Annotated in this window: 20 protein-coding genes; 13 read left to right on the forward strand and 7 right to left on the reverse strand. The window is 59.5% G+C overall.

Features of this window, described 5'->3' with window-relative positions:
• Positions 1–196 precede the first annotated feature (196 nt).
• A complete protein-coding gene (locus PSH69_RS27065; protein ID WP_177343106.1) occupies positions 197–838 on the reverse strand; it encodes a response regulator transcription factor in 642 nt (213 codons plus the stop codon).
• A gap of 72 nt (positions 839–910) precedes the next feature.
• Positions 911–3,307, reverse strand: a complete 2,397-nt coding sequence (locus tag PSH69_RS27070; RefSeq protein ID WP_305410305.1) for a transporter substrate-binding domain-containing protein — start codon at positions 3,305–3,307, stop codon at positions 911–913.
• A 73-nt stretch (positions 3,308–3,380) separates the two neighbouring features.
• Here PSH69_RS27070 and PSH69_RS27075 point away from each other — a divergent pair, with 73 nt between their 5' ends.
• Positions 3,381–4,373 carry an alpha/beta hydrolase family protein gene (locus PSH69_RS27075; RefSeq protein WP_305410306.1) on the forward strand — a complete coding sequence of 331 codons (993 nt, stop codon included), beginning with the start codon at positions 3,381–3,383 and terminating at the stop codon, positions 4,371–4,373.
• Positions 4,374–4,416: 43 nt separating this feature from the next.
• Here the strand turns inward: PSH69_RS27075 and PSH69_RS27080 are convergent, their stop codons facing one another.
• Genes PSH69_RS27080 through PSH69_RS27090 form a run of 3 tightly spaced genes read right to left on the reverse strand, consistent with a single transcriptional unit; the run spans position 4,417 to position 6,870 of the window.
• Complete coding sequence (locus tag PSH69_RS27080; RefSeq protein WP_026286624.1) at positions 4,417–5,181, reverse strand: TerB family tellurite resistance protein; 765 nt, start codon at positions 5,179–5,181, stop codon at positions 4,417–4,419.
• A 1-nt stretch (position 5,182) separates the two neighbouring features.
• Complete coding sequence (murU, locus tag PSH69_RS27085; RefSeq protein ID WP_305410307.1) at positions 5,183–5,854, reverse strand: N-acetylmuramate alpha-1-phosphate uridylyltransferase MurU; 672 nt, start codon at positions 5,852–5,854, stop codon at positions 5,183–5,185.
• Positions 5,851–6,870 (reverse strand): aminoglycoside phosphotransferase family protein, encoded by a 1,020-nt coding sequence (locus PSH69_RS27090; RefSeq protein ID WP_305410308.1) that lies wholly within the window; start codon positions 6,868–6,870, stop codon positions 5,851–5,853. The genes murU and PSH69_RS27090 overlap by 4 nt, the downstream gene beginning before the upstream one ends.
• Before the next feature lie 130 nt (positions 6,871–7,000).
• Here PSH69_RS27090 and PSH69_RS27095 point away from each other — a divergent pair, with 130 nt between their 5' ends.
• The 11 genes from PSH69_RS27095 (at position 7,001) to PSH69_RS27145 (ending at position 21,197) form a co-directional block, all read left to right on the forward strand.
• Positions 7,001–9,814: an LPS-assembly protein LptD gene (locus tag PSH69_RS27095; RefSeq protein ID WP_305410309.1), complete on the forward strand. Its 2,814-nt coding sequence runs from the start codon at positions 7,001–7,003 to the stop codon at positions 9,812–9,814.
• Positions 9,795–11,111, forward strand: a complete 1,317-nt coding sequence (gene surA, locus PSH69_RS27100) for a peptidylprolyl isomerase SurA (protein WP_018928853.1) — start codon at positions 9,795–9,797, stop codon at positions 11,109–11,111. The genes PSH69_RS27095 and surA overlap by 20 nt, the downstream gene beginning before the upstream one ends.
• Positions 11,108–12,097, forward strand: a complete 990-nt coding sequence (gene pdxA / locus PSH69_RS27105) for a 4-hydroxythreonine-4-phosphate dehydrogenase PdxA (RefSeq protein ID WP_305410310.1) — start codon at positions 11,108–11,110, stop codon at positions 12,095–12,097. The genes surA and pdxA overlap by 4 nt, the downstream gene beginning before the upstream one ends.
• Entirely contained in the window at positions 12,094–12,912 is an 819-nt protein-coding gene (rsmA, locus tag PSH69_RS27110; protein WP_018928851.1) for a 16S rRNA (adenine(1518)-N(6)/adenine(1519)-N(6))-dimethyltransferase RsmA, read from the forward strand. The genes pdxA and rsmA overlap by 4 nt, the downstream gene beginning before the upstream one ends.
• 114 nt (positions 12,913–13,026) lie before the next feature.
• Positions 13,027–13,407, forward strand: a complete 381-nt coding sequence (gene apaG, locus PSH69_RS27115; RefSeq protein WP_305410311.1) for a Co2+/Mg2+ efflux protein ApaG — start codon at positions 13,027–13,029, stop codon at positions 13,405–13,407.
• On the forward strand, positions 13,407–14,288 hold the full coding sequence (locus PSH69_RS27120) for a symmetrical bis(5'-nucleosyl)-tetraphosphatase (protein ID WP_305410312.1): 882 nt from the start codon (positions 13,407–13,409) through the stop codon (positions 14,286–14,288). The genes apaG and PSH69_RS27120 overlap by 1 nt, the downstream gene beginning before the upstream one ends.
• A gap of 33 nt (positions 14,289–14,321) precedes the next feature.
• Complete coding sequence (gene glpE, locus PSH69_RS27125) at positions 14,322–14,651, forward strand: thiosulfate sulfurtransferase GlpE (protein ID WP_018928848.1); 330 nt, start codon at positions 14,322–14,324, stop codon at positions 14,649–14,651.
• Between the two features lie 296 nt (positions 14,652–14,947).
• Entirely contained in the window at positions 14,948–16,870 is a 1,923-nt protein-coding gene (locus PSH69_RS27130; RefSeq protein ID WP_007904259.1) for a PrkA family serine protein kinase, read from the forward strand.
• A gap of 203 nt (positions 16,871–17,073) precedes the next feature.
• Positions 17,074–18,345 (forward strand): YeaH/YhbH family protein, encoded by a 1,272-nt coding sequence (locus PSH69_RS27135; protein WP_018928847.1) that lies wholly within the window; start codon positions 17,074–17,076, stop codon positions 18,343–18,345.
• Positions 18,342–19,904: a SpoVR family protein gene (locus tag PSH69_RS27140; protein ID WP_018928846.1), complete on the forward strand. Its 1,563-nt coding sequence runs from the start codon at positions 18,342–18,344 to the stop codon at positions 19,902–19,904. The genes PSH69_RS27135 and PSH69_RS27140 overlap by 4 nt, the downstream gene beginning before the upstream one ends.
• Positions 19,905–19,967: 63 nt before the next feature.
• Complete coding sequence (locus PSH69_RS27145; protein WP_305410313.1) at positions 19,968–21,197, forward strand: multifunctional CCA addition/repair protein; 1,230 nt, start codon at positions 19,968–19,970, stop codon at positions 21,195–21,197.
• 80 nt (positions 21,198–21,277) lie between these two features.
• Here the strand turns inward: PSH69_RS27145 and folK are convergent, their stop codons facing one another.
• Both folK and folB read right to left on the reverse strand, forming a co-directional pair.
• Positions 21,278–21,796: a 2-amino-4-hydroxy-6-hydroxymethyldihydropteridine diphosphokinase gene (folK, locus tag PSH69_RS27150; protein ID WP_305410314.1), complete on the reverse strand. Its 519-nt coding sequence runs from the start codon at positions 21,794–21,796 to the stop codon at positions 21,278–21,280.
• Positions 21,787–22,140 carry a dihydroneopterin aldolase gene (gene folB / locus PSH69_RS27155; RefSeq protein WP_305410315.1) on the reverse strand — a complete coding sequence of 118 codons (354 nt, stop codon included), beginning with the start codon at positions 22,138–22,140 and terminating at the stop codon, positions 21,787–21,789. The genes folK and folB overlap by 10 nt, the downstream gene beginning before the upstream one ends.
• Positions 22,141–22,214: 74 nt before the next feature.
• On the opposite strand from folB, the gene plsY reads away from it, so the two are divergent.
• Complete coding sequence (gene plsY / locus PSH69_RS27160) at positions 22,215–22,784, forward strand: glycerol-3-phosphate 1-O-acyltransferase PlsY (protein WP_018928842.1); 570 nt, start codon at positions 22,215–22,217, stop codon at positions 22,782–22,784.
• Positions 22,785–22,800 lie beyond the last annotated feature (16 nt).

The following is a 22,800-nucleotide window of genomic DNA, read 5'->3' on the forward strand; positions in this document are numbered from 1 at the left end:
AATCGCCTCAGCCGGATGGAAGGTTGGGGGTAGGGATTGCCCTACAAGGATGGCGGGGATGGATATGTCGATTCTTGATGGCGACAAACGGTGAGCTGCAAGCCACAGGAATCGGTAAAAGCGGCTTTGCGGGCACGTCGTAATTGGACATGCACGCTCCCACAGGTATTTGCAGTGAGTCAGCGGGTCATGTGGATCACAGGAGTTTGTGTTCCATCGCGTACTTCACCAGTTCGGCCAGGGAGGTGATGTTGAGTTTCTGCATCAGCCGCGCCTTGTGGGTGCTGATGGTTTTGCTGCTCAAGGCCAGTTGCTGGGCGATGTCATTGACGTTGGCGCCCTGGGCCAGACGTTCGAATACCGAGAATTCACGCTCCGACAGCAACGAGTGCAACGGCCGCGAATCGGTCAGGCCAACCTCGAAAACCATCCGGTCGGCCAGGTCCGGATCGATATAGCGCCCGCCCGCCGCGACCTTGCGAATCGCCGTCAGCAACAATGCCGGATCGCTGTCCTTGGTCGCGTAACCCGCCGCGCCGACCTTCAACGCCCGAGCGGCCATCTGCGCTTCGTCGTGCATCGACAGCACCAGGATCGCTGGCGGATTGTTCATGGCGCGAATCCGCGGGATCGCTTCCAGGCCGTTGACCCCGGGCATGGAGATGTCCAGCAACACCACTTCGCAGGGAACATGACGCAAGGTATCGAGCAACTGCTCGCCATTGCTCGCCTCCCCTACCACCAGCAGGTCCTTGGCCAGGCCGATCAATTGCTTGATGCCTTCGCGAACGATGGTGTGGTCTTCGGCTACCAGTACACGGATCACGTTCTTCTCCATTCTTTTTATGTCAGAACCAAGATCTATCGCGGGCTTGCCTGCAAAGGAGCCAGCTCAAACAACACAAAACCATCAGGCTTCATCCAGCGGCACTCGCACCGTCAGGGTCGTGCCCTCCCCTGGCTCACTCTCAAGCGACAATTGCCCGCCCATGATCAACACCCGCTCACGCATGCCGACCACGCCAAAGGATGTCGGCCTGCCAGGCCCGGCGACAAATCCTACGCCATCATCGCTGACAGTCAGACAAAGCTCATCGCCCTCAAGGGCCAGCGTCAGTTCAACAGTATGCGCCTGGGCGTGGCGCATGACATTGGTCAGCGCTTCCTGAAGGATCCGGAACAGGCCGATGGCCTTGGCATCGCTGAGCACCGGCAAGTTATCCGGCACTTGTACCAGACACGGAATATGCGTGCGCGCCTCGAACCGTCGGGCCTGCCACTCGATGGCCGAGGCGATCCCGGCATCGAGAATCGGTGGCCGCAGCGCCGTGGCCACATCACGCACCAGTTGAAACAGCTGCGCGATCAAACGCTTCATGCTGTTCAAGCGCTCGTGCAGGCCAGGGTCGAGCTGCGCATAAGCCAGTTCGCACATGGATGTTTCCAGCTTCAACACAGTCAACATCTGCCCCAGCTCGTCGTGAACTTCCCGGGCAATCCGCGCTTTCTCCTCTTCCCGCACGCTCTCCAGGTGCGCAGACAACTCGCGCAACTGCTCACGGGAGCTGGCCAGCTCCAGCTCGATGCGCTTGCTCTCGGTGATGTCCCAGACGATCCCGTCCCAGACATAGGCGCCGTCTTCCAATCGGCGGGTAATGGCCTTGATCTCGGCCCAGCGCTGTTCGCCCTGACGGGTCAGAATCCGTCCCTGCCACGACCAGTCGCTGTCGGTGTCCAGTGCATGGTCCTGAGTCTGGTGATAACTGGCCTTGTCATCCGGATGCACCAGGCTGCGCAAGCCTTTGTCCCGTTGGGCCAGGGTGGCCGGCGAGTACCCCACCAGGCTCTCGCTGCCTTCACTGATGTAGGCAAAGTCGATCTGCCCAGTCACCGGCGCGCGCTCCAGACGAAAGACCAATCCTGGCACGTTGGCGGCAATGCCCTGCAACCGCGCTTCACTTTCCTGCAAGGCAGCCAGGGCGCGACGACGCTCGGTGACATCATTGAGGTAAACCACCAGGTATTCGCCCTCGCGAAAACGCAGGAAGCTCAACGAAACATCCGCCGGCAGAATACTGCCATCGGCCCGAACACAGTTGGTTTCGAAACTTAAAGGCCCTTCCTCGCTGGCCCGGGCGCGCTTCCACAAGTTCAGCCAGCGGTCCATATGCAAGTCAGGTTCAAAATCGATCAATGGCCGATCAATGATCCCGCCCGCCGGGTAGCCGAGCATGGTTTCGGCCGCGCGGTTGGCGTAGCGCACGTGGCTGTCCCAGTTGACCCAAAGGATGCCGACGGTGCTTTGATCAATGGAAAACTGCGTGAGGCGCAAGGCCTCTTCGCTGGCCTCGCGCAGGGCAATGTCTTCGCGCGCCGCCAGCAAACGTTGCTCCAGACTGTGTTGCTGACGACGCTGCCAGTACACAATGGCCATGCTGCTCAGCAATAACACCAGCAACAGCAGACAGAGGTTTTTCCAGAAAACCGGTGAATCGGACAGCCGCGGGTACTTGGGTTGCAGCCATTGATCGTGCAGTCGCTCGAGGTCTTTGGCCGGAATCGCGCGCAGCGCGTTTTCGACGATGCCGGCCAACTCCGGCCAGTCCCGACGCGTGGCCACTCGCAACAGTTGCGGGAAACCAATATCGCCCACCACAGCCAACCCGGAGAATTCAGGTTCGACAGACAGACGCCCGAATTGCGCTTCATCGACCACCGCGTAACCGGCCTGCTGACTCAACAACAGTTGCAGCGCCTGGCGCTCCAGAGGCACGCCCTGCAGGTTCAAATGCGGATAGGTACTACGCAAGAAATCGGCGGTGACGCTGGGCATGCGCACGGCGACGCGGGTCTGACTGTCGAGTTTTTCCAGCTCCACCACACCGGTGCTCTTCTGGTCGCTGACCACCAGTTGCGGCACCCGCATGTACGGATCGGAAAATTGCCAGAGTCGTAAACCGGCGGGGGTTTGGGTCAGCCCCGGCGCGATATCGATATCGCCTTCGCGCGCGGCGGCTTCCAGTTGCGCAAGATCAGGATAATTACGCCAGCTCAGCTCGACCTTGAGCGACTTGGCCAGCCACTTCATCAACTCGATGTTGACCCCGGACAGGCGTTGCAAGCGGCGATCGTATTGGGCATAGGGCACTTGCAACACCACCCCGACCCGCAACTCTTCATGCTGCGCCAGCCACTGCTGTTGCGCCGAAGACAATGACACGACATGCGCCGGTGGCGCGGGAGCCGCCCAGCCCATCAAGGGAAACCACAAACAGCCGATAACCCACAGGCAGCGAAAATGCATCATCGAAGTCTCACACACTGACAAATACTGACCAACCCATTAGGCTGCCGGAATAACTTCTGGCCTGGAATATCCGATGCCCCCTGTCTACCGCCTGGCACTGCCAGCATTGTGCCTGTCGTTGATCCTGCCGTGCGCCTTTTCCGTCGAGGCGGCCGACCCGGCACCTGCCACTGCGGAAAAACCCGCCGAAGAAAAACCGGTCGAACGCCAGCCGCTGCTTGAGCGTAGCCAGGAAGAATCGACGGCACTTGAGCGACAAATTCCCGCGCAGGAACAGCAGCAACTGCAAGCCGGTACCGACAGCTTTCTCGCCTTGTGGAAACCGGCCAATACCGCCGAGCCCAAAGGCGCGGTGATTATCATCCCGGGTGCCGGTGAAACCGTTGACTGGCCGCAAGCAATCAGCCCATTGCGCCGCCAATTGCCGGACGCCGAGTGGAGCAGCCTGAGTATCACCTTGCCGGATCTGCAAAGCACAGCCATTGCGCCACGTATCGTCGAAGTAGCGCCAGTGCCCAAAGCGCCTGATGCCGGCAGCAAAGACTCGACCACCGCGGCGCCCATCGAACAGGCCGCTGGCGGCGAAGCGGAGGTGGCCGACAAGGCTATCGCCGAAACCACCGAAGAACACGCCAAAGCCGACGCCGAGCGGATTTTCGCCCGCATCGACGCGGCCATCGCTTATGCCGAACAGCAAAGTGCGCGCAGGGTCGTCGTGCTGGGGCATGGCACCGGCGCTTACTGGGCCGCGCGCTATCTGAGCGAGAAGCAGCCATCGCAAGTCGAGAAGTTCGTGATGGTCGCCGCCCAGACGCCTGTTACGGCGAAGCCTGAGCTTGCCGAGTTGACGCCGACGATCAAGCTGCCGACCGCCGACATTTTCTATATGGACAAACCACTGGATCGCAATGCGGCACTGGAACGCTTGCAGGCCAATAAACGTTTGAAGACATCGGCGTTCAGCCAGGTCTCGCTCAAGGCACTGCCGGGCAATGCCAAGGCTGAGCAAGAGCAGTTGGTTCGCCGGGTGCGGGGATGGTTGAATCCGCAGCCTGCGGCGGACTGATGGATCGCGTCGCCCCACTCGCGGGCGACACAACTCGGCCCTGCTAGCGAAAATCCCGCCGCTCACGAATCAACGTGTAGGCGTTGTGCAATTCACGAGTCTTGTCCGTCGCCTCACGAACCTGCAACGCCGTCGCACCGCTGCCGGCAATCTTGTCCGGATGATGGCGACTGAGCAGGCGTCGATAGGCGCGTTTGATCTGTGCCGGCTCGCTGGTCGCCGACACTCCCAATAGCCGCAAGGCGTCCTGATACGTGATCGCGCTGCTGACCAATGGTCGCTTCGGCTCGTAGTCACTCGCCAGTGCCTGTACCTGTTGCGGCGTCCAGCCCAACCATTTGCCCCACTGGGCAATCAGTTCGCGCTCGCTGCTACCGGCGCGGCCATCGGCCCAGACCATCCGCCAACAGGCACGCAACACGCCTTCCGCCGCATGGGGCTGAGCACTCAAGCGTCGCAGATAGCCACGCAACCGATCATGCCCCGACTTGCCGCGGTTGAACGCCGCTATCGCCCGACGTTGCGCCGACTCGGTCATCTCCAGCGCACGCATTTCCTGTCGCGCCTGCTGAATGTGGCCATCCACTACCCGCCCATCACTCTTGGCCAATCGGCCCAGCAACACGAACAGCAGTTCATCGTTGCGCAGCACCGAGCGGCCACCGAACTTTTCCCATAAATGCGCCCAGCTCTGCAGGTGCAAGCGCCGATCCAGCGCCTGTCCCAATAAAGCACCGAGCATGGCCCCCGGAATGCTGGCTATGGCAAAGCCCGCTCCGGCTCCAATCAGAGTCCCTGGCCACAACATGTCAGTGTCTCGCTTCTATCAAGGTTTCTACTTCAGCCAGGCGCTCGTGAGTGCCGACATCCACCCAATGTCCATTCAGGCGCTCGCCCGTCACTTGTCCATCGGCCATGGCTTTGCGCAACAATGGCGCAAGCTTGAAGGCCCCGGCCGAGCAACCGTCAAACAGCTGCGGGTGCAGCACGGCGATGCCGCTGTAGGTCAGGGTTGGGGTATCCGGCTGACCGTCCTGCACATGGCCATCGACCAGAGTGAAGTCCCCGCTCGGGTGATGCGCCGGGTTGTCCGCCAGGATCAAATGGGCGAGCCCGACGATGGGCTGGTGCAACACGCTGAAGTCGTAGTCGGTCCAGATGTCGCCGTTGACCACCACAAAAGCCTCATCACCCAACAACGGCAACGCGCGGAAAATACCACCACCGGTTTCCAGCGGTTCACCTTCCGGCGAATACTGAATGCTCACGCCATATTTCGAGCCATCCCCCAGATAATCTTCGATCTGCTGACCGAGCCAGGCATGGTTGATCACGATCTCGGTAAACCCTGCTGCCGCCAGCGCGTGCAGGTGATACTCGATCAAGGGCGCTCCGCCGGCGCGAACCAGCGGTTTTGGCGTGGTCAGGGTCAGCGGACGCATGCGCTCGCCTTTACCCGCCGCCAGAATCATTGCCTTCATGCCTTCACTCCAGCACGCAGACTGGCCAGCAACACATCCAGCTCCGCCAATTCAGGGCGACGGGCAATGACCGCGTCTATATAAGCAAAGAAGCGCGGCACATCGCCGAGATAGCGTGGCTTGCCGTCGCGATGGCAGATGCGGGCGAAGATACCGATGACTTTCAAGTGACGCTGCACGCCCATCAGGTCGCTGGCGCGCAGGAAATCTTCAAAGTCCGGCTGAACCGGGATGTCGAGCGCACCGGCTTGCTGCCAGTAATCTTCCAGCCAGCCGCGCACGCGTTCTTCAGGCCAGCTGAGGAAGGCGTCCTTGAACAGGCAAGTCACGTCATAGGTCACCGGCCCGTAGACCGCGTCCTGGAAATCCAGCACACCGGGATTCGGCTCGCTGATCATCAGGTTGCGCGGCATGTAGTCGCGATGCACCAGGACTTTAGGCTGAGCCAGAGCGCTGTCAATCAGCAGGTCGCTGACCTGCTGCCAGAGCACTTGCTGCGCCGCATCGAACTCGATACCCAGTTCGCGCTTCACGTACCACTCGGGGAACAGTTCGAGCTCGCGACGCAGCAGCGCGACGTCATAACTCGGCAGCGGCGCCACCATCGGCAATTGCTGGAAAGCCAACAACGCTTGCAGGGCATCCTTGAACAAATCGTCGGCATTTTCGCTGTTGATCACGTCCAGATAAGTCTTGTTGCCCAAGTCATTGAGCAAAAGGAAACCGCGCTCGAGGTCCTCGGCATAAATTTTCGGCACGTTTATGCCGGATTTCGCCAGCAGAAAAGCGATATCCACAAAGGGTTTGCAGTTTTCCTGGGGCGGTGGCGCGTCCATCACGACGAAACTTCTGCCTGCTCCTTCCCAGCGGAAATAGCGCCGAAAACTCGCGTCGCTACTGGCCGCGGTCAACGTGGCCGGGGGCACGGCGCCCCAATCTTGTTCTGCAAAGAGGATAGCCAACTGTTCATCGAGCCAAACTTTCAGGTGTTGCAAGCGTACATCTTGGTCAGGCATTGCAAGGGTCTCCGACGGCGCTAGCCGTCAAGCGGGTCATGCTTTATTATCCAGCATCTTTTTCAGACCATCGAGAGGCGTGCGGCCCACACCGCGGGCAGATGGCACGCAGGAAGCCCGGACTAATAAGATGGCATTGAAATCCCCCGCGTTTCGTAAAAAATTTCCGTTGTTGGTTACCGGCAGTCTGCTGGCCCTGCAACCCCTGGCCACGTCGTTCGTGGTCGCCGCGGAACAGTATGACTGCTCAGTCTCTGCTTCGGGTGCCTGGGACTGTGCGCCAAAGGCACCGGCTGCTGCATTGCCGCCGCGCCCCGTGCATGAAGGCAGCGCAGTTTCCGCCACTGGAGAAACCCCGGCAGGCACCGCCTCCAGTGAAGACACCGGCGCCAAGCCTGTGCTGGTTACCGAGTCCAAGGGCCGCGGCCTGAAGTCGCGTAGTGAAGACTACAGCCACCTCGACTGGGTTCCGCGCGAGAAGCTCACCGCAGCGCAATTGGCCGAAACCGGTCCTTACTGCTCTGGTTCCTATATCGAACCGATTCGTCCTAGCATGAATGACAAGACGAATAAAAGTGACGCGCCAACCTTTATCGGTGCCAAGGCCTCCCGCTATAAGCAGGAAGAGCAGGTCGCAACCCTGGCCGGTGACGTGGTCATGCGTCAGGGCAGCATGCAGGTCGAAGCCGATGAAGCGAACCTGTACCAGGCCGAGAGCCGTGGCGAACTGGCCGGCAACGTGCGCATTCGCGACAATGGCGCCCTGATCGTGGGCGACCATGCCGACGTGCAGCTCGACACCGGTGAAGCCAAGGTCGACAACGCCGAATACGTGATGCACAAGTCGCGTATCCGCGGTAACGCGCTGTACGCCAAACGTGCCGAGAACGCGATCATCCGTCTCAAGGACGGTACGTACACCACGTGCGAACCGAACAGCAATGCCTGGCAGCTCAAGGGCAACAACATCACCTTGAACCCGGCCACCGGTTTCGGTACCGCGACCAACGTGACGCTACGGGTCAAGGACATTCCGGTTCTGTACACGCCGTACATCTATTTCCCGATCGATGACCGTCGCCAGTCCGGCTTCCTGCCGCCGACCATCGGCACCGGCACCGATACCGGCTTCATGCTGGTCACCCCGTACTACTTCAACCTGGCGCCAAACTACGACGCCACGTTGTACCCGCGCTATATGAGCAAGCGCGGCCTGTTGATGGAAGGCGAATTCCGTTACCTGACCAAGTCCAGTGAAGGTCAGTTCGGCGCCGCCTACCTCAACGACGAAGATACCGAACGCAGCAAGCAGACCGACTACGAAAAAACCCGCTACATGTACAACTGGCAGCACAAGGGTGGCCTCGACTCGCGCGTCTTGACGCAGGTTGACTACACCAAGATCAGCGATCCCTATTACTTCCAGGATCTGCAGACTGACCAGATTGGCGTGAAAAGCTCTGACTACGTGAACCAGCAGGGCTCTGTCACCTATCGTGGCGACAGCTACACCGCTCGCTTGAACGCCCAGGCCTATCAGCTGGCGACCGTTTCGAACATCACGCCGTATGACCGTTTGCCGCAGATCACCTTCAATGGTCAGCTGCCGTACCATCCGGAAGGGCTGAACTTCGATTACGAGACTGAGGTTGTACGGTTTGAGCGTGATTTGAAGAACGGTGACTTCGTAAACGAAGACGGCACCGTCGAACCGCGTCTTGACAACAACGTTCAAGGCCTGGCACGCGCCAACGGCGACCGCTTGAATCTCAAGCCGGCTGTCAGCCTGCCGCTGAACTGGACCTATGGCTTCCTCAAGCCATCGCTCAAGTACCAATACACCCAGTACCAACTGGATCTGGATGGTACTGGCAAAAGCCAAATCGTGGCCCAGGATCAAGCCGCAGCTGCAGCCGGGACTGAAAACTTCAATGGTCATTTCGGCAGTAACCAGAACCGTGGCGTGCCGATTGCGAGTATCGACAGCGGCCTGTATTTCGATCGCAACACCCAATGGTTTGGCAAGAATTATCGCCAGACCCTCGAGCCGCGCCTGTTCTACCTCTATGTACCCGAGGAAGACCAGAAGGATATTCCTGTATTTGACACCAGCGAATACACCTTCAACTACGCCTCGCTGTTCCGTGACAACCGCTTCTCCGGCTCCGACCGCGTCGGCGACGAGAACAAACTGTCCCTGGGCGTGACCAGCCGCTGGATCGAAGACAATGGTTTCGAACGTCAACGCATCAGCGTCGGCCAAGCCTTGTACTTCAAGGACCGCGAAGTCCAGTTGCCTGGTATCGATGCAAAAACCCGCGCCGATGCTCAAGCCAACGTTTCGCCATATGCACTGGAATACGAATACCGCTGGAACCGCGACTGGCGTACCACGGCCGACTACAACTGGGACCCGGACAGCCGCAGCCCTCGCTCGGGCAGCGCGATGTTCCACTACCAGCCTGAAGACAACCCGAACAAGGTCATTAACGCCGGTTATCGCTATCGCAATGACCAGGTTCGTTATGACCAGAACACCGGTAAATGGTCGGTGGGCGGCGGTGACTACGGTACTCCGGGCCAACCCGGCTACGTGAAGGACTACTACAAGATCAAACAGCACGACTTCTCGGTGATCTGGCCGATCGTGCCGCAATGGAACGCCATCAGCCGCTGGCAGTATGACTACAACCGCAACCGTACCCTGGAAGCCTTTGGTGGTTTCGAGTACGACAACTGCTGCTGGAAACTACGCCTGATCAACCGTTACTGGGTTTCCTATGACGAATTCAGTCAGGAAGCTCCACAAAACGAAAAAGGCGACCACGGCGTCTTCCTCCAAATTGTTCTGAAGGGACTCGGCGGCCTCACCGGCGCCAAAGTAGAGAGTTTCCTCGACAAAGGCATCCAAGGTTATCGTGAACGTGAAGACCAAGCTTTCTGATTGTCTGCGCCCGCTGATGCTGGGCGCGCTGTTCCTGGGTACCGCGGCCAACGCCGCGGTACAGTCCATCGATAAAGTGGTGGCCATCGTCGACAATGACGTGGTCATGCAGAGCCAACTGGACCGGCGCGTTCACGAAGTTCAGCAAACCATCGCCAAACGCGGTGCTGCCGTACCGCCTACCGGCGTACTGGATCAGCAAGTGCTTGAGCGCCTGATCGTCGAAAACCTGCAATTGCAGATCGGCGAGCGCTCCGGCATCCGCATTACCGATGAAGAACTGAACCAGGCTGTCGGCACCATTGCCCAGCGCAACAACATGTCGATCGAACAATTCCGCGCCGCTTTGGCTCGCGACGGCCTGTCTTATGACGATGCCCGTGACCAGATCCGCCGCGAAATGATCATCAGCCGTGTGCGTCAGCGCCGTGTGGCGGAGCGCATCCAGGTGTCCGAGCAGGAAGTGAAGAATTTCCTGGCATCCGATCTGGGCAAAATGCAGCTGTCCGAAGAGTTCCGCTTGGCCAACATCCTGATTCCTACGCCGGAAAGCGCCAACTCCGAGGCGATTCAGAATGCCGCCAAGCAAGCCGACGCGGTTTACCAGCAACTCAAGCAAGGCGCTGACTTCGGTCAGTTGGCAATCGCCAAATCCGCCAGCGAAACTGCACTGGAAGGCGGCGACATGGGATGGCGTAAAGCCGCTCAATTGCCACCTCCATTCGACCGCCTGCTGAGCACCATGGCCGTTGGCGACGTAACCCAGCCAATGCGCACCCCGGGCGGCTTCATTATCCTGAAGATCCTCGACAAGCGTGGTGGCGAAGCGCAGGTGCGTGACGAAGTTCATGTACGCCACATCCTGGTCAAACCAAGCCCGATTCGCGACGAAGAAAAAACCAAGGCCCTGGCTCAATCGCTCTACTCCCGTATCGAAGCGGGCGAAGATTTTGGCGAGCTGGCGAAAAGCTTCTCGGAAGACCCGGGTTCCGCCCTCAACGGCGGCGACCTGAACTGGATCGATCCGAACGCACTGGTGCCTGAATTCCGCGAAGTGATGGCCAAGACCCCGCAAGGTCAGCTGTCCAAGCCGTTCAAGACCCAATATGGCTGGCACGTCCTGGAAGTCCTTGGCCGCCGCGCCACCGACAGCACCACCCAGGCCCGTGAGCAGCAAGCGATGACCGTACTGCGTAACCGCAAATACGACGAAGAGCTGCAAACCTGGCTGCGTCAGATCCGTGACGAAGCGTACGTAGAAATCAAACTCCCTGGTGCAGACCAGGCAGCGCAGTGAAACCCAAGCGTTTCGCGCTGACCCCCGGCGAACCGGCCGGCATAGGTCCCGACCTGTGCCTGCTGCTCGCCTCGCAAGCCCAGCCACACCCCCTGATTGCCATTACCAGCCGCGACCTGCTCCTTGAGCGGGCCGCGCAGCTGGGCGTGGTTGTCGATCTGCTGGCGGTCACGCCGGACAGTTGGCCAGATGTTCCTGCACCGGCCAACAGCCTGTATGTGTGGGATACGCCTCTCAACGCCAAGGTCATCGCCGGGCAACTGGACAAGGCCAACGCGGCTTTCGTTCTGGAAACCCTGACCCGCGCTGGCCAGGGCTGCCTGGACGGGCATTTTGCCGGCATGATCACCGCCCCGGTGCACAAGGGTGTGATCAATGAGTCCGGGATCGCCTTTTCCGGGCACACGGAGTTTCTCGCTGACCTGACCCACACCGCGCAAGTGGTGATGATGCTCGCCACCCGCGGCTTGCGCGTGGCCCTGGTCACCACTCACCTGCCCCTTCGCGAGATTGCCGACGCGATCACGCCGGAGCGGCTGGAGCGGGTCACACGGATCCTGCACACCGACCTGCAAGAAAAGTTCGGCATTGCCCAGCCACGTATCCTGGTTTGCGGGCTTAACCCGCACGCCGGCGAAGGCGGTCACCTGGGCCATGAAGAAATCGACATCATCGAACCTACATTAGAGCGCCTGCGCGGCGAGGGCATGGACCTTCGCGGCCCCCTGCCCGCCGACACTCTGTTTACCCCCAAATATCTGGAGCACTGCGACGCGGTGCTGGCGATGTACCACGACCAGGGCTTGCCTGTGCTGAAATACAAAGGCTTCGGCGCGGCAGTCAACGTGACCCTCGGCTTGCCGATCATCCGCACCTCGGTCGACCACGGCACCGCCCTGGACCTGGCCGGCAGCGGCAACATCGACACCGGCAGCCTGCAAGTCGCCCTGGAAACCGCCTACCAGATGGCCGAGACCCGTTTATGACCGAGCATTACCAACACCGGGCGCGCAAGCGCTTCGGCCAGAACTTCCTGCACGATGCCGGCGTTATCGACCGCATCCTGCGCTCCATTCACGCCAAACCTGAAGACCGCCTGCTGGAAATCGGTCCGGGCCAGGGTGCATTGACCGCCGGCCTGCTCAACAGCGGCGCTCAACTGGACGTCGTAGAGCTGGACAAGGACCTGATCCCGATCCTCAATCAGCAGTTCGCCGGCAAGAGCAACTTCAACCTGCATCAGGGTGACGCACTGAAGTTCGACTTCAACAGCCTGAACGCCGCGCCAAACAGCCTGCGAGTGGTCGGTAACCTGCCGTACAACATCTCGACGCCGCTGATCTTTCATCTGCTGAACAACGCCAACCTGATTCGCGACATGCACTTCATGCTGCAAAAGGAAGTGGTCGAACGTCTGGCGGCGGGTCCGGGTGGCGGTGACTGGGGTCGCCTGTCGATCATGGTTCAGTACCATTGCCGGGTCGAGCATCTGTTCAACGTCGGCCCGGGCGCGTTCAACCCTCCACCGAAAGTCGACTCCGCGATCGTGCGCCTGGTGCCACACGCGGTACTGCCGCACCCGGCCAAGGATCATCGCCTGCTGGAACGCGTCGTACGCGAAGCTTTCAACCAGCGCCGTAAGACCCTGCGCAACACGCTGAAACTATTGCTGAGCAATGCCGAAATCGAAGCCGCCGGCGTCGATGGCAGTCTGCGCCCCGAGCAGCTCGACCTGGCCGCCTTCGTGCGCCTGGCCGACAAGCTCAGCGAACAAGCCCTACAAAAGCCTGCCACTGACTGACAGGCGATGAGCGCTATCGGGTAGGACGCCACTCTGGTTTACTACCCGATACTTGGCCTAGACTGATTTGTATCAGCTACGCCCCGCGTCCCGCTTTGATTTAAGGCCTCTTGCATGTCCGATCCTCGTTATCAGGTCGACGTCAGCGTCGTCACCCGCTATCTGGCAGAACAATCGCAACCCGAGCACAACCGCTTTGCCTTCGCCTACACCGTCACCGTGCACAACAATGGCCTGCTACCCGCCAAACTGATGTCGCGGCATTGGGTGATCACCGACGGTGACGGCCATGTCGAGGAGGTTCGCGGTGCGGGCGTCGTCGGCCAGCAGCCGTTGATCGAGGTAGGCAAGAGCCACACTTACAGCAGCGGCACTGTCATGACGTCCAAGGTCGGCACCATGCAGGGTACCTATCAGATGGTCGCCGACGACGGCAAACACTTCGAGGCCATCATCGCGCCGTTCCGTCTGGCGGTACCCGGAGCCCTGCACTGATGGCGACGTATGCTGTCGGCGATGTGCAAGGTTGCCTTGAGCCGCTCAAATGCCTGCTCAAGCAAGTGGCCTTCGACCCTGCCCGAGATCGCCTGTGGCTGGTGGGTGATCTCGTCAACCGTGGCCCACAGTCGCTGGAAACCCTGCGCTTCCTCTATAGCATCCGCGAGTCGCTGATATGCGTACTTGGCAACCACGACCTGCACTTACTGGCCGTAGGGCAAAACATCGAGCGCTTGAAAAAAGCCGATACCCTGCGTGAGATCCTCGAAGCACCCGATAGCGCGGATCTGCTGGAGTGGGTTCGCCAGCAAAAGCTCATGCACTACGATGAACAGCGCGATATCGCCCTGGTCCATGCCGGTATCCCGCCGCAATGGTCGCTGCGCAAAGCCTTGAAGTGCGCCGCCGAAGTCGAAGAAGCCCTGCGCGACGACAACCGCTTCGCGCCATACCTTGACGGCATGTACGGCAACGAGCCGGTGAAATGGAATAGCGATCTCAAAGGCGCCGCCCGCCTGCGAGTCATCACCAACTATTTCACCCGGATGCGTTTTTGCACCAGCGACGGCAAACTCGACCTCAAGGGTAAGGAAGGCATTGACACCGCACCGCCGGGCTATGCGCCGTGGTTCGCGCACAAGGAGCGTAAAACCAAAGGCCTGAAGATCATCTTCGGCCATTGGGCGGCGCTCGAAGGCCAGTGCGACGAACCGGGGCTGTTTGCCCTCGACAGCGGTTGCGTCTGGGGTGGCGCCATGACCCTGATGAATGTCGACACCTTCGAGCGCCTGCAATGCAAATGCGATGCCCATGGCCACCTTCGACCGGCAGTCGCCACCTCTATTCCCGAACAAACGTCAGCCAGCGCCCCGCGCTAGACTGCGCTTTCAGCCGAGCCACAGGAGCCCGCCATGAGCGAATTCAAACGTATCCCCCCAGAACAGGCCCAGGCCCTGCGCGAACAAGGCGCGGTGGTGGTCGATGTCCGCGACCCGGCAACATTTGCCGCGCTGCACATCACCGGTTCGAAGCATCTGGATAACCATTCTCTGCATGCTTTTATCCAGGGCGCCGATCTGGATGCGCCGACGGTAGTGGTCTGCTATCACGGAAATTCCAGCCAGGGCGCAGCTGCTTATCTGATCAGCCAGGGCTTTTCCGACGTCTACAGCATGGACGGCGGTTTTGAGCTGTGGCGTACGACCTATCCTTCGGAAACGGCGCAAGGCACTTCCGAATAATTATTTTGTAATGCGCAAGCCCCGGCCCCCGTGGGCTCGCGCGATTACAGACGAACGGTCTGCCACAACTAATTACGTATCTTGCCTTTACCTCCCAAATTCCCAACTATCCTTAAGCGCAGGCCATCCAAAACAGGGGAGAGCCGGTACACCGGCGCACGGGTCATCGGGAGTAGCTTTCGGAGTAGTCAGCTCCGGAAGAGTTCTGGGGGGTAAACAGCAACTGCCTGTTCGGTTGCTGCCAGCATCGACTGAGTGATCCGGCGTCGGCTCCACGTATCGAGCGAGGTGACGTCATGAGTATCTTTAGCCACTTCCAACAACGCTTCGAGTCCACGCGCCAGGAAGAACTCTCGCTGCAAGAGTATCTTGAACTGTGCAAAAAGGACCGCAGCGCCTACGTTTCCGCGGCCGAGCGTCTATTGCTGGCCATCGGCGAACCGGAACTGCTCGACACCTCAACCAACTCGAGGCTGTCGCGCATCTTTTCCAACAAGGTGATCCGCCGCTATCCGGCCTTTGAAGACTTCCACGGGATGGAAGAATGCATCGACCAGATCGTGTCGTATTTCCGCCATGCCGCTCAGGGTCTGGAAGAAAAGAAACAGATCCTCTACCTGCTGGGCCCAGTCGGTGGCGGTAAGTCATCTTTGGCCGAAAAGCTCAAGCAGCTGATCGAGAAAGTGCCCTTTTACGCAATCAAGGGCTCGCCGGTTTTCGAGTCGCCCCTGGGTCTGTTCAACGCCACTGAAGATGGCGCGATCCTCGAGGAAGACTTCGGCATTCCCCGGCGCTACCTCAACACCATCATGTCGCCATGGGCCACCAAGCGCCTGGCCGAATTCGGCGGCGACATCAGCCAGTTCCGCGTGGTGAAACTCTATCCATCGATCCTCAACCAGATTGCAGTTGCGAAAACCGAGCCGGGCGATGAAAACAACCAGGACATCTCGGCACTGGTGGGCAAGGTCGATATTCGCAAACTGGAAGAGTTCCCGCAGAACGACGCCGATGCCTACAGCTATTCGGGCGCGCTGTGCCGGGCCAACCAGGGCCTGATGGAATTCGTCGAAATGTTCAAGGCACCGATCAAGGTGCTGCACCCATTGCTGACGGCCACTCAGGAAGGCAACTACAACAGCACCGAAGGCTTGGGGGCAATTCCGTTTACCGGGATTCTGCTGGCCCACTCCAACGAATCGGAATGGCACACCTTCCGCAACAACAAGAACAACGAAGCCTTCATCGACCGGATCTATATCGTCAAAGTGCCGTACTGCCTGCGCGTCAGCGACGAGGTGAAGATCTACGACAAGCTGCTGTTCAACAGTTCGCTGGCCAAGGCCCATTGCGCCCCCGACACGCTGAAAATGCTCGCTCAGTTCACCGTGCTCTCGCGCCTTAAAGAGCCGGAAAACTCCAACATCTACTCCAAGATGCGCGTGTATGACGGCGAAAACCTCAAGGACACCGATCCGAAGGCCAAGTCGATCCAGGAATACCGCGATGCTGCAGGTGTCGACGAAGGCATGAACGGTCTGTCGACCCGCTTCGCCTTCAAGATCCTGTCGAAGGTCTTCAACTTCGATCCACACGAAATCGCCGCCAACCCGGTGCATCTGCTCTACGTGCTGGAACAGCAGATCGAACAGGAACAATTCCAGGCCGAGACCCGCGAACGCTATCTGCGCTTCCTGAAAGAGTACCTGGCGCCGCGTTACATCGAATTCATCGGCAAGGAGATCCAGACTGCCTACCTCGAGTCTTACAGCGAGTACGGCCAGAACATCTTCGATCGCTACGTGCTGTACGCCGACTTCTGGATTCAGGATCAGGAATACCGCGATCCGGAAACCGGCGAGATCCTCAACCGCGTAGCCCTGAACGAGGAACTGGAGAAAATCGAGAAACCGGCCGGCATCAGCAATCCGAAGGATTTCCGCAACGAAATCGTCAACTTCGTACTGCGCGCCCGTGCCAACAACAACGGCAAGAACCCAACCTGGCTCAGCTACGAAAAACTGCGGGTGGTCATCGAGAAGAAAATGTTCTCCAACACCGAGGACCTTCTGCCGGTCATCAGCTTCAACGCCAAGGCCAGCAAAGAGGACCAGCAGAAGCACAACGACTTCGTCACACGGATGGTCGAGCGAGGCTACACCGACAAACAGGTACGACTGCTGTCCGAGTGGTACTTGCGGGTCAGAAAATCACAGTAACCCGCTGCCGGTCAGACCGGTTGTCGTTAGCCAGAGGCCTGTGTACGCTTTTTCTGTTACACAGACCTCTGGGAGGTGTTCGAAAGTCGGTAACGAGGTTCAGGCAGCATCCAGAAGCGCTTGGGGGAGCGTGAACATCCCTCGGCACAGTTCGATGCTGCATAACCGCTCGCCCCTTTCAGGACAGCTTCTAAGGAGCAGTCATGAGCTATGTGATCGACCGACGTCTCAATGGCAAGAACAAGAGCACGGTAAACCGTCAGCGGTTTCTGCGGCGCTACCGTGATCACATCAAAAAGGCCGTCGAAGAGGCGGTAGGCCGGCGTTCCATTACCGATATGGAACACGGCGAGCAAATCAGCATTCCCGGCCGCGACATCGACGAGCCGGTGCTTCACCATGGCCGGGGCGGCAAGCAGACCATCGTGCACCCGGGCAATAAGGAGTTCACCAGCGGCGAGCACATTGCCCGTCCGCCCGGAGGTGGCGGCGGCAGAGGCCCCGGCAAGGCCGGTAACTCGGGTGAAGGGATGGACGAGTTCGTCTTCCAGATCACCCAGGAAGAATTCCTCGAATTCATGTTCGAGGACCTTGAACTGCCTAACCTGGTCAAACGTCACCTGACCGGCACCGACACCTTCAAGACCGTACGCGCGGGCATCAGCAACGAGGGCAACCCGTCACGGATCAACATTATCCGTACGTTGCGTTCGGCCCATGCCCGGCGAATCGCCCTGTCCGGCAGCAGCCGGGCAAAACTGCGCGAAGTCAAAGAGGAGCTCGCCCGGCTTAGACGGGAGGAGCCGGATAACTTTGGCGACATCCAGGAACTCGAAGCGGAAATAGAGAAACTCAGCGCGCGCATTCACCGAGTGCCATTTCTCGACACCTTTGACCTCAAGTACAACCTGTTGATCAAACAGCCGAACCCGAGCTCCAAAGCAGTGATGTTCTGCCTGATGGACGTGTCCGGCTCCATGACCCAGGCGACCAAGGACATCGCCAAGCGCTTCTTCATCCTGCTGTACCTGTTCCTCAAGCGGAACTACGACAAAATCGACGTCGTGTTCATCCGCCATCACACCAGTGCCCGCGAAGTGGATGAGGAGGAGTTTTTCTACTCCCGGGAAACCGGCGGCACCATCGTCTCCAGCGCTCTTAAACTGATGCAGGAGATCATGGCCGAGCGTTATCCGAGCAATGAGTGGAATATCTATGCCGCCCAGGCGTCCGACGGCGATAACTGGAACGACGACTCGCCGATCTGCCGCGACATTCTGATCAATCAGATCATGCCGTTCGTGCAGTACTACACTTATGTAGAGATTACCCCGCGCGAACACCAGGCCCTGTGGTTCGAGTACGAACGCATCGCTGAAGCCTTCTCTGACACTTTTGCCCAGCAGCAACTGGTCTCGGCCGGGGATATCTATCCGGTCTTCCGTGAACTCTTCCAGCGCAGGTTAGTGACATGACCGCCAAAGAGCAAAAGCGCCAACCCATTTCCACCGGCTCCGAATGGACGTTCGAGCTGATCCAGGCCTACGACCGCGAAATCAGTCGTCTCGCGGCCCGCTATGCGCTCGATACCTACCCCAACCAGATCGAAGTCATCACTGCCGAACAGATGATGGACGCCTACGCCTCTGTGGGCATGCCCCTGGGTTATCACCATTGGTCCTATGGCAAACACTTCCTAAGTACCGAAAAATCCTACAGCCGCGGCCAGATGGGGCTGGCCTACGAGATTGTGATCAACTCGGACCCTTGCATCGCCTATCTGATGGAAGAAAACACCATCTGCATGCAGGCCCTGGTGGTGGCCCACGCCTGCTATGGCCATAACAGCTTCTTCAAGGGTAATTACCTGTTCCGCACCTGGACCGACGCCAGCTCGATCATCGATTACCTGGTGTTCGCCAAGCAGTACATCATGCAGTGCGAAGAACGCCACGGTATCGACGCGGTAGAGGACTTGCTCGATTCCTGCCATGCGCTGATGAATTACGGGGTCGACCGCTACAAACGCCCTTATCCGATTTCCGCCGAAGAAGAACGCCGTCGGCAGAAGGATCGGGAAGAACATCTGCAAAAGCAGATCAACGATTTGTGGCGAACCATTCCAAAAGGCGCGGACAAATTCAGCGACAAGGACAACGCACGCTTCCCCGCCGAGCCTCAGGAAAACATCCTGTATTTCATCGAAAAACACGCCCCGCTGCTGGAGCCATGGCAACGTGAAATCGTGCGGATCGTGCGCAAGATCGCCCAGTATTTTTATCCACAGCGCCAGACACAGGTGATGAACGAAGGCTGGGCCACCTTCTGGCACTACACCTTGATGAACGACTTGTATGACGAAGGCCTGGTCACCGATGGCTTCATGATGGAGTTCCTGACATCCCATACCAGCGTGGTGTTCCAGCCGGGCTTCGACAGCCCCTACTACAGCGGAATCAACCCCTACACCCTCGGTTTTGCCATGTATCGCGATATCCGGCGGATATGCGAACAGCCTACCGAAGAGGACTACCGCTGGTTCCCGGAAATCGCCGGCACAGACTGGCTGTCCAGCATCAAATTCGCCATGAGCAGCTTCAAGGATGAGAGCTTCATCCTGCAGTACCTGTCACCCAAGGTGATCCGCGACCTGAAGCTGTTCAGCATCCTCGATGACGACCAGAAGGATGATCTACTGGTTCCGGCGATCCACGACGAAGAGGGCTATCGAACCATTCGCGAAACCCTGGCGGCGCAATACAACCTGGGCAATCGCGAACCCAACATCCAGATCTACAGCATCGACCGGCGCGGGGACCGCTCGCTGACCCTGCGTCACCAGCAGCACGACCGCAAGCCGCTCGGCGATTCCACCGAGGAAGTGCTCAAGCACCTGCACCGGCTCTGGGGCTTCGACATTCACCTGGAAACCCTGCAAGGGGATCAGGTGGTGAAAACCCACCATGTTCCCCCCAGAAGCGAACACGGCGAGGGAGACTACGGCCGGTTAGACTTGGCTGTCATTCATCTTTGATCCTGTTTCGGCCTCCGGAAGTTCGACGCAAAGGTTATTCTGTCGGGCTAACGGAGGTTTTTTATGCAGATTTATAAAGTCGGTGGCGCGGTACGCGATCGCCTGCTGGGCAAGCCTGTCACCGATATCGACTGGGTCGTGGTAGGCGCCACCACCGAAGAAATGCTCGCCAAGGGCTTTCGCCCGGTGGGTGCGGATTTTCCAGTATTTCTTCACCCCAAAAGCGGTGAGGAATACGCCCTCGCCCGCACCGAGCGCAAAAGCGGACGCGGTTACGGCGGCTTCACCTTTCACGCCAGCCCCGAAGTCACGCTCGAAGAAGACCTGATTCGTCGTGACCTGACGATCAACGCCATGGCCGAAGACGATCAGCAGAACCTGACCGACCCCTACCATGGCCAGCGGGATCTCGAGGCTCGCCTGCTTCGTCACGTTTCCCCCGCGTTCGCCGAAGATCCGCTCCGTGTTCTGCGCGTTGCCCGCTTCGCCGCGCGTTATGCAGGGCTGGGTTTCACCGTCGCCCCCGAGACACTGGCGCTGATGCGGCAACTCAGCGAATCGGGTGAACTGGAGGCACTGACCGCGGAACGCAGCTGGAAAGAAATCGCCCGCGCGCTGATGGAAGACCAACCCCAGGTGTTCATCCAGGTGCTGCGCGAGTGCGGTGCGCTCAAAGTGCTGATGCCGGAAGTCGATGCGCTGTTCGGTGTACCGCAACCCGAGGCCCATCACCCGGAAATCGACACAGGCGTGCATACCCTGAGCGTGCTGGAGCAAGCGGCACAGCACAAACAACCGCTGACCGTACGCTGGGCCTGCCTGCTGCATGACTTGGGCAAAGGACTGACGCCCGAGGAGGAATGGCCCCGCCACATCGCCCACGAGCACAAAGGCCTGAAGCTGATCAAAGCGGTCAACGAGCGCTTCAAGGCACCGAAGGATTGTCAGGAATTGGCACTGCTGGTGGGCGAGTATCACACCCATGGCCATCGGGCTCTGGAGCTGAAACCGTCGACCTTGCTGGAGTTGCTGCAGAGCTTCGACGTCTATCGTCGACCTCAGCGCTTTGAGGAGTTTATTGCGGCGTGCGAGATGGACGCTCGAGGGCGCAAAGGCCTGGAACAGCGAAGTTATCCACAGGCGGATTATTTGCGCGGGGCGGCTACTGCAGCGCGAAGCGTGGCGGTTCAGCCGTTGCTGGAGAAGGGATTCAAGGGGCCGGAATTGGGCGAGGCGATCAAGCGCGAGCGGCTCAAGGCGTTGAAGACTTACAAAGACGCGGCGTCAGTTTGAAAGCCGGGGGCAAGCCCGCTCCCACAGAGTTTTGCATAGAGCCTGTGGGAGCGGGCTTGCCCGCGATGGCGTCATCCGCCTCACAGCAAATTCGAAGGGGTCAACTGCTGGCCACGCCACTCAAAAGCCACCGGCGCCAACACCTGATCGATCCGCGCCCCGCTCCACAAGGTCGCAAAGCTTTTGCCTACACCCGGATGCACTCTGTCCGGCGCAATCAGCGACAACGGCCACAGCACGAAGGCGTTTTTCAGAATCTCTGCCCGCGGCAAGACCAAACCATCGAAATTGCCCACCAGATCGCCGAACAGCAGCACGTCGATATCCAGCGGCAAGCCCTTGCGGTCCGGCGCGTAACGGCCGTTATCCGCCTCGATGAATTTCAGCCGTCGATCCAGCTCCATCAACGGTAGATCGGTATAGGCCGAGACCACAAAGTTGAAAAACGGCCCGCTCTTGATCCCCACCGGCTGGCTTTCGAACACCGCCGAGCAGCGCATATCCACCAGGAAACCCGCCAGGGCGTCCAGGCCAGCCTGCAAATGGGATTCGCGCTCGATGTTGCTACCGAGCCCGAGGTACACCTGAGTCAGCGACATCCGCGCTCAATCTCCACACCCACGCCCCTGGCCGCCGGAACGGCACCTGGCTTGGTCAGCTTGAGGTGCATCCAGGTGATCTTGAACTCACTCATCAGCACTTGCGTCAGACGCTCGGCAAACGTCTCGACCAGCTGGAACTGCGCCTGCTCGGCAAATACCTGGATGCGCGACGAAACGCTCGCGTAGTCAAGCGCCAGGGTCAGGTCATCACCAGCAGCGGCCGGACGATTGTCCCAGGCGAAGCTCAGATCAAGTCGCAGACACTGTCGGATGCCTCGTTCCCAGTCGTAGGCACCAATCACGGTGTCGACTTCCAGGCCCTCGATAAACACTCTGTCCAAGCACTTCTCTCCGCTGCACGACAAGGGCGCAATGCGCCGTTAGAATCAGGGCGTCCTCGCCCGGAATAGTTAGCATGTTTTGGTCACTGGCGATTTTCGCCTACCTGCTCGGCTCTCTGTCCTTCGCCATTTTGCTCAGCCGCCTGACCGGTAACCCCGATCCGCGAATGAGTGGCTCGGGCAATGCCGGTGCCACCAATATGTTTCGTCTGGCCGGCAAAAAACTCGCCATCCTGACCTTGCTCGGCGACCTCTGCAAAGGCCTGCTGCCAGTGCTGGTCGCAGGTGCAATGGGCCTTTCACTGCAGGAACAGGCCTGGATCGGCGTCTTCGCCGTCATCGGTCACCTGTTTCCACTGTACTTCCGCTTTCGCGGCGGCAAGGGTGTCGCCACCGCGGCCGGCATGCTGCTGGGGCTCTATCCACCCGCTGCGCTGCTGGCGGTCTGTGCCTGGCTGTTGACGTTCTACCTGACCCGCACCAGCTCACTCGCCGCGCTGATTGCCACACCCCTGACCCTGCCGCTGCTCGCCTGGCAAGAACCGGCGGCACTGCTGCCCATGAGCGCGCTCACGGGGCTGATCGTCTGGCGTCATCGCGGCAATCTACGCGACCTGTTTGCCGGGCGCGAACGGCATTTTTAAATCCGCACGTGAGCGC

This window comes from Pseudomonas sp. FP1740 (assembly GCF_030687165.1).
Taxonomy (GTDB): domain Bacteria; phylum Pseudomonadota; class Gammaproteobacteria; order Pseudomonadales; family Pseudomonadaceae; genus Aquipseudomonas.

What these genes read in the sequence shown, in the direction of transcription:
- PSH69_RS27065 (WP_177343106.1), bottom strand. Translation starts at nt 838, where the DNA reads ATGGAGAAGAACGTGATCCGTGTACTGGTAGCCGAAGACCACACCATC.
- PSH69_RS27070 (WP_305410305.1), bottom strand. Translation starts at nt 3,307, where the DNA reads ATGATGCATTTTCGCTGCCTGTGGGTTATCGGCTGTTTGTGGTTTCCC.
- PSH69_RS27075 (WP_305410306.1), top strand. Translation starts at nt 3,381, where the DNA reads ATGCCCCCTGTCTACCGCCTGGCACTGCCAGCATTGTGCCTGTCGTTG.
- PSH69_RS27080 (WP_026286624.1), bottom strand. Translation starts at nt 5,181, where the DNA reads ATGTTGTGGCCAGGGACTCTGATTGGAGCCGGAGCGGGCTTTGCCATA.
- murU (WP_305410307.1), bottom strand. Translation starts at nt 5,854, where the DNA reads ATGAAGGCAATGATTCTGGCGGCGGGTAAAGGCGAGCGCATGCGTCCG.
- PSH69_RS27090 (WP_305410308.1), bottom strand. Translation starts at nt 6,870, where the DNA reads ATGCCTGACCAAGATGTACGCTTGCAACACCTGAAAGTTTGGCTCGAT.
- PSH69_RS27095 (WP_305410309.1), top strand. Translation starts at nt 7,001, where the DNA reads ATGGCATTGAAATCCCCCGCGTTTCGTAAAAAATTTCCGTTGTTGGTT.
- rsmA (WP_018928851.1), top strand. Translation starts at nt 12,094, where the DNA reads ATGACCGAGCATTACCAACACCGGGCGCGCAAGCGCTTCGGCCAGAAC.
- apaG (WP_305410311.1), top strand. Translation starts at nt 13,027, where the DNA reads ATGTCCGATCCTCGTTATCAGGTCGACGTCAGCGTCGTCACCCGCTAT.
- PSH69_RS27120 (WP_305410312.1), top strand. Translation starts at nt 13,407, where the DNA reads ATGGCGACGTATGCTGTCGGCGATGTGCAAGGTTGCCTTGAGCCGCTC.
- glpE (WP_018928848.1), top strand. Translation starts at nt 14,322, where the DNA reads ATGAGCGAATTCAAACGTATCCCCCCAGAACAGGCCCAGGCCCTGCGC.
- PSH69_RS27130 (WP_007904259.1), top strand. Translation starts at nt 14,948, where the DNA reads ATGAGTATCTTTAGCCACTTCCAACAACGCTTCGAGTCCACGCGCCAG.
- PSH69_RS27135 (WP_018928847.1), top strand. Translation starts at nt 17,074, where the DNA reads ATGAGCTATGTGATCGACCGACGTCTCAATGGCAAGAACAAGAGCACG.
- PSH69_RS27140 (WP_018928846.1), top strand. Translation starts at nt 18,342, where the DNA reads ATGACCGCCAAAGAGCAAAAGCGCCAACCCATTTCCACCGGCTCCGAA.
- PSH69_RS27145 (WP_305410313.1), top strand. Translation starts at nt 19,968, where the DNA reads ATGCAGATTTATAAAGTCGGTGGCGCGGTACGCGATCGCCTGCTGGGC.
- folK (WP_305410314.1), bottom strand. Translation starts at nt 21,796, where the DNA reads ATGTCGCTGACTCAGGTGTACCTCGGGCTCGGTAGCAACATCGAGCGC.
- plsY (WP_018928842.1), top strand. Translation starts at nt 22,215, where the DNA reads ATGTTTTGGTCACTGGCGATTTTCGCCTACCTGCTCGGCTCTCTGTCC.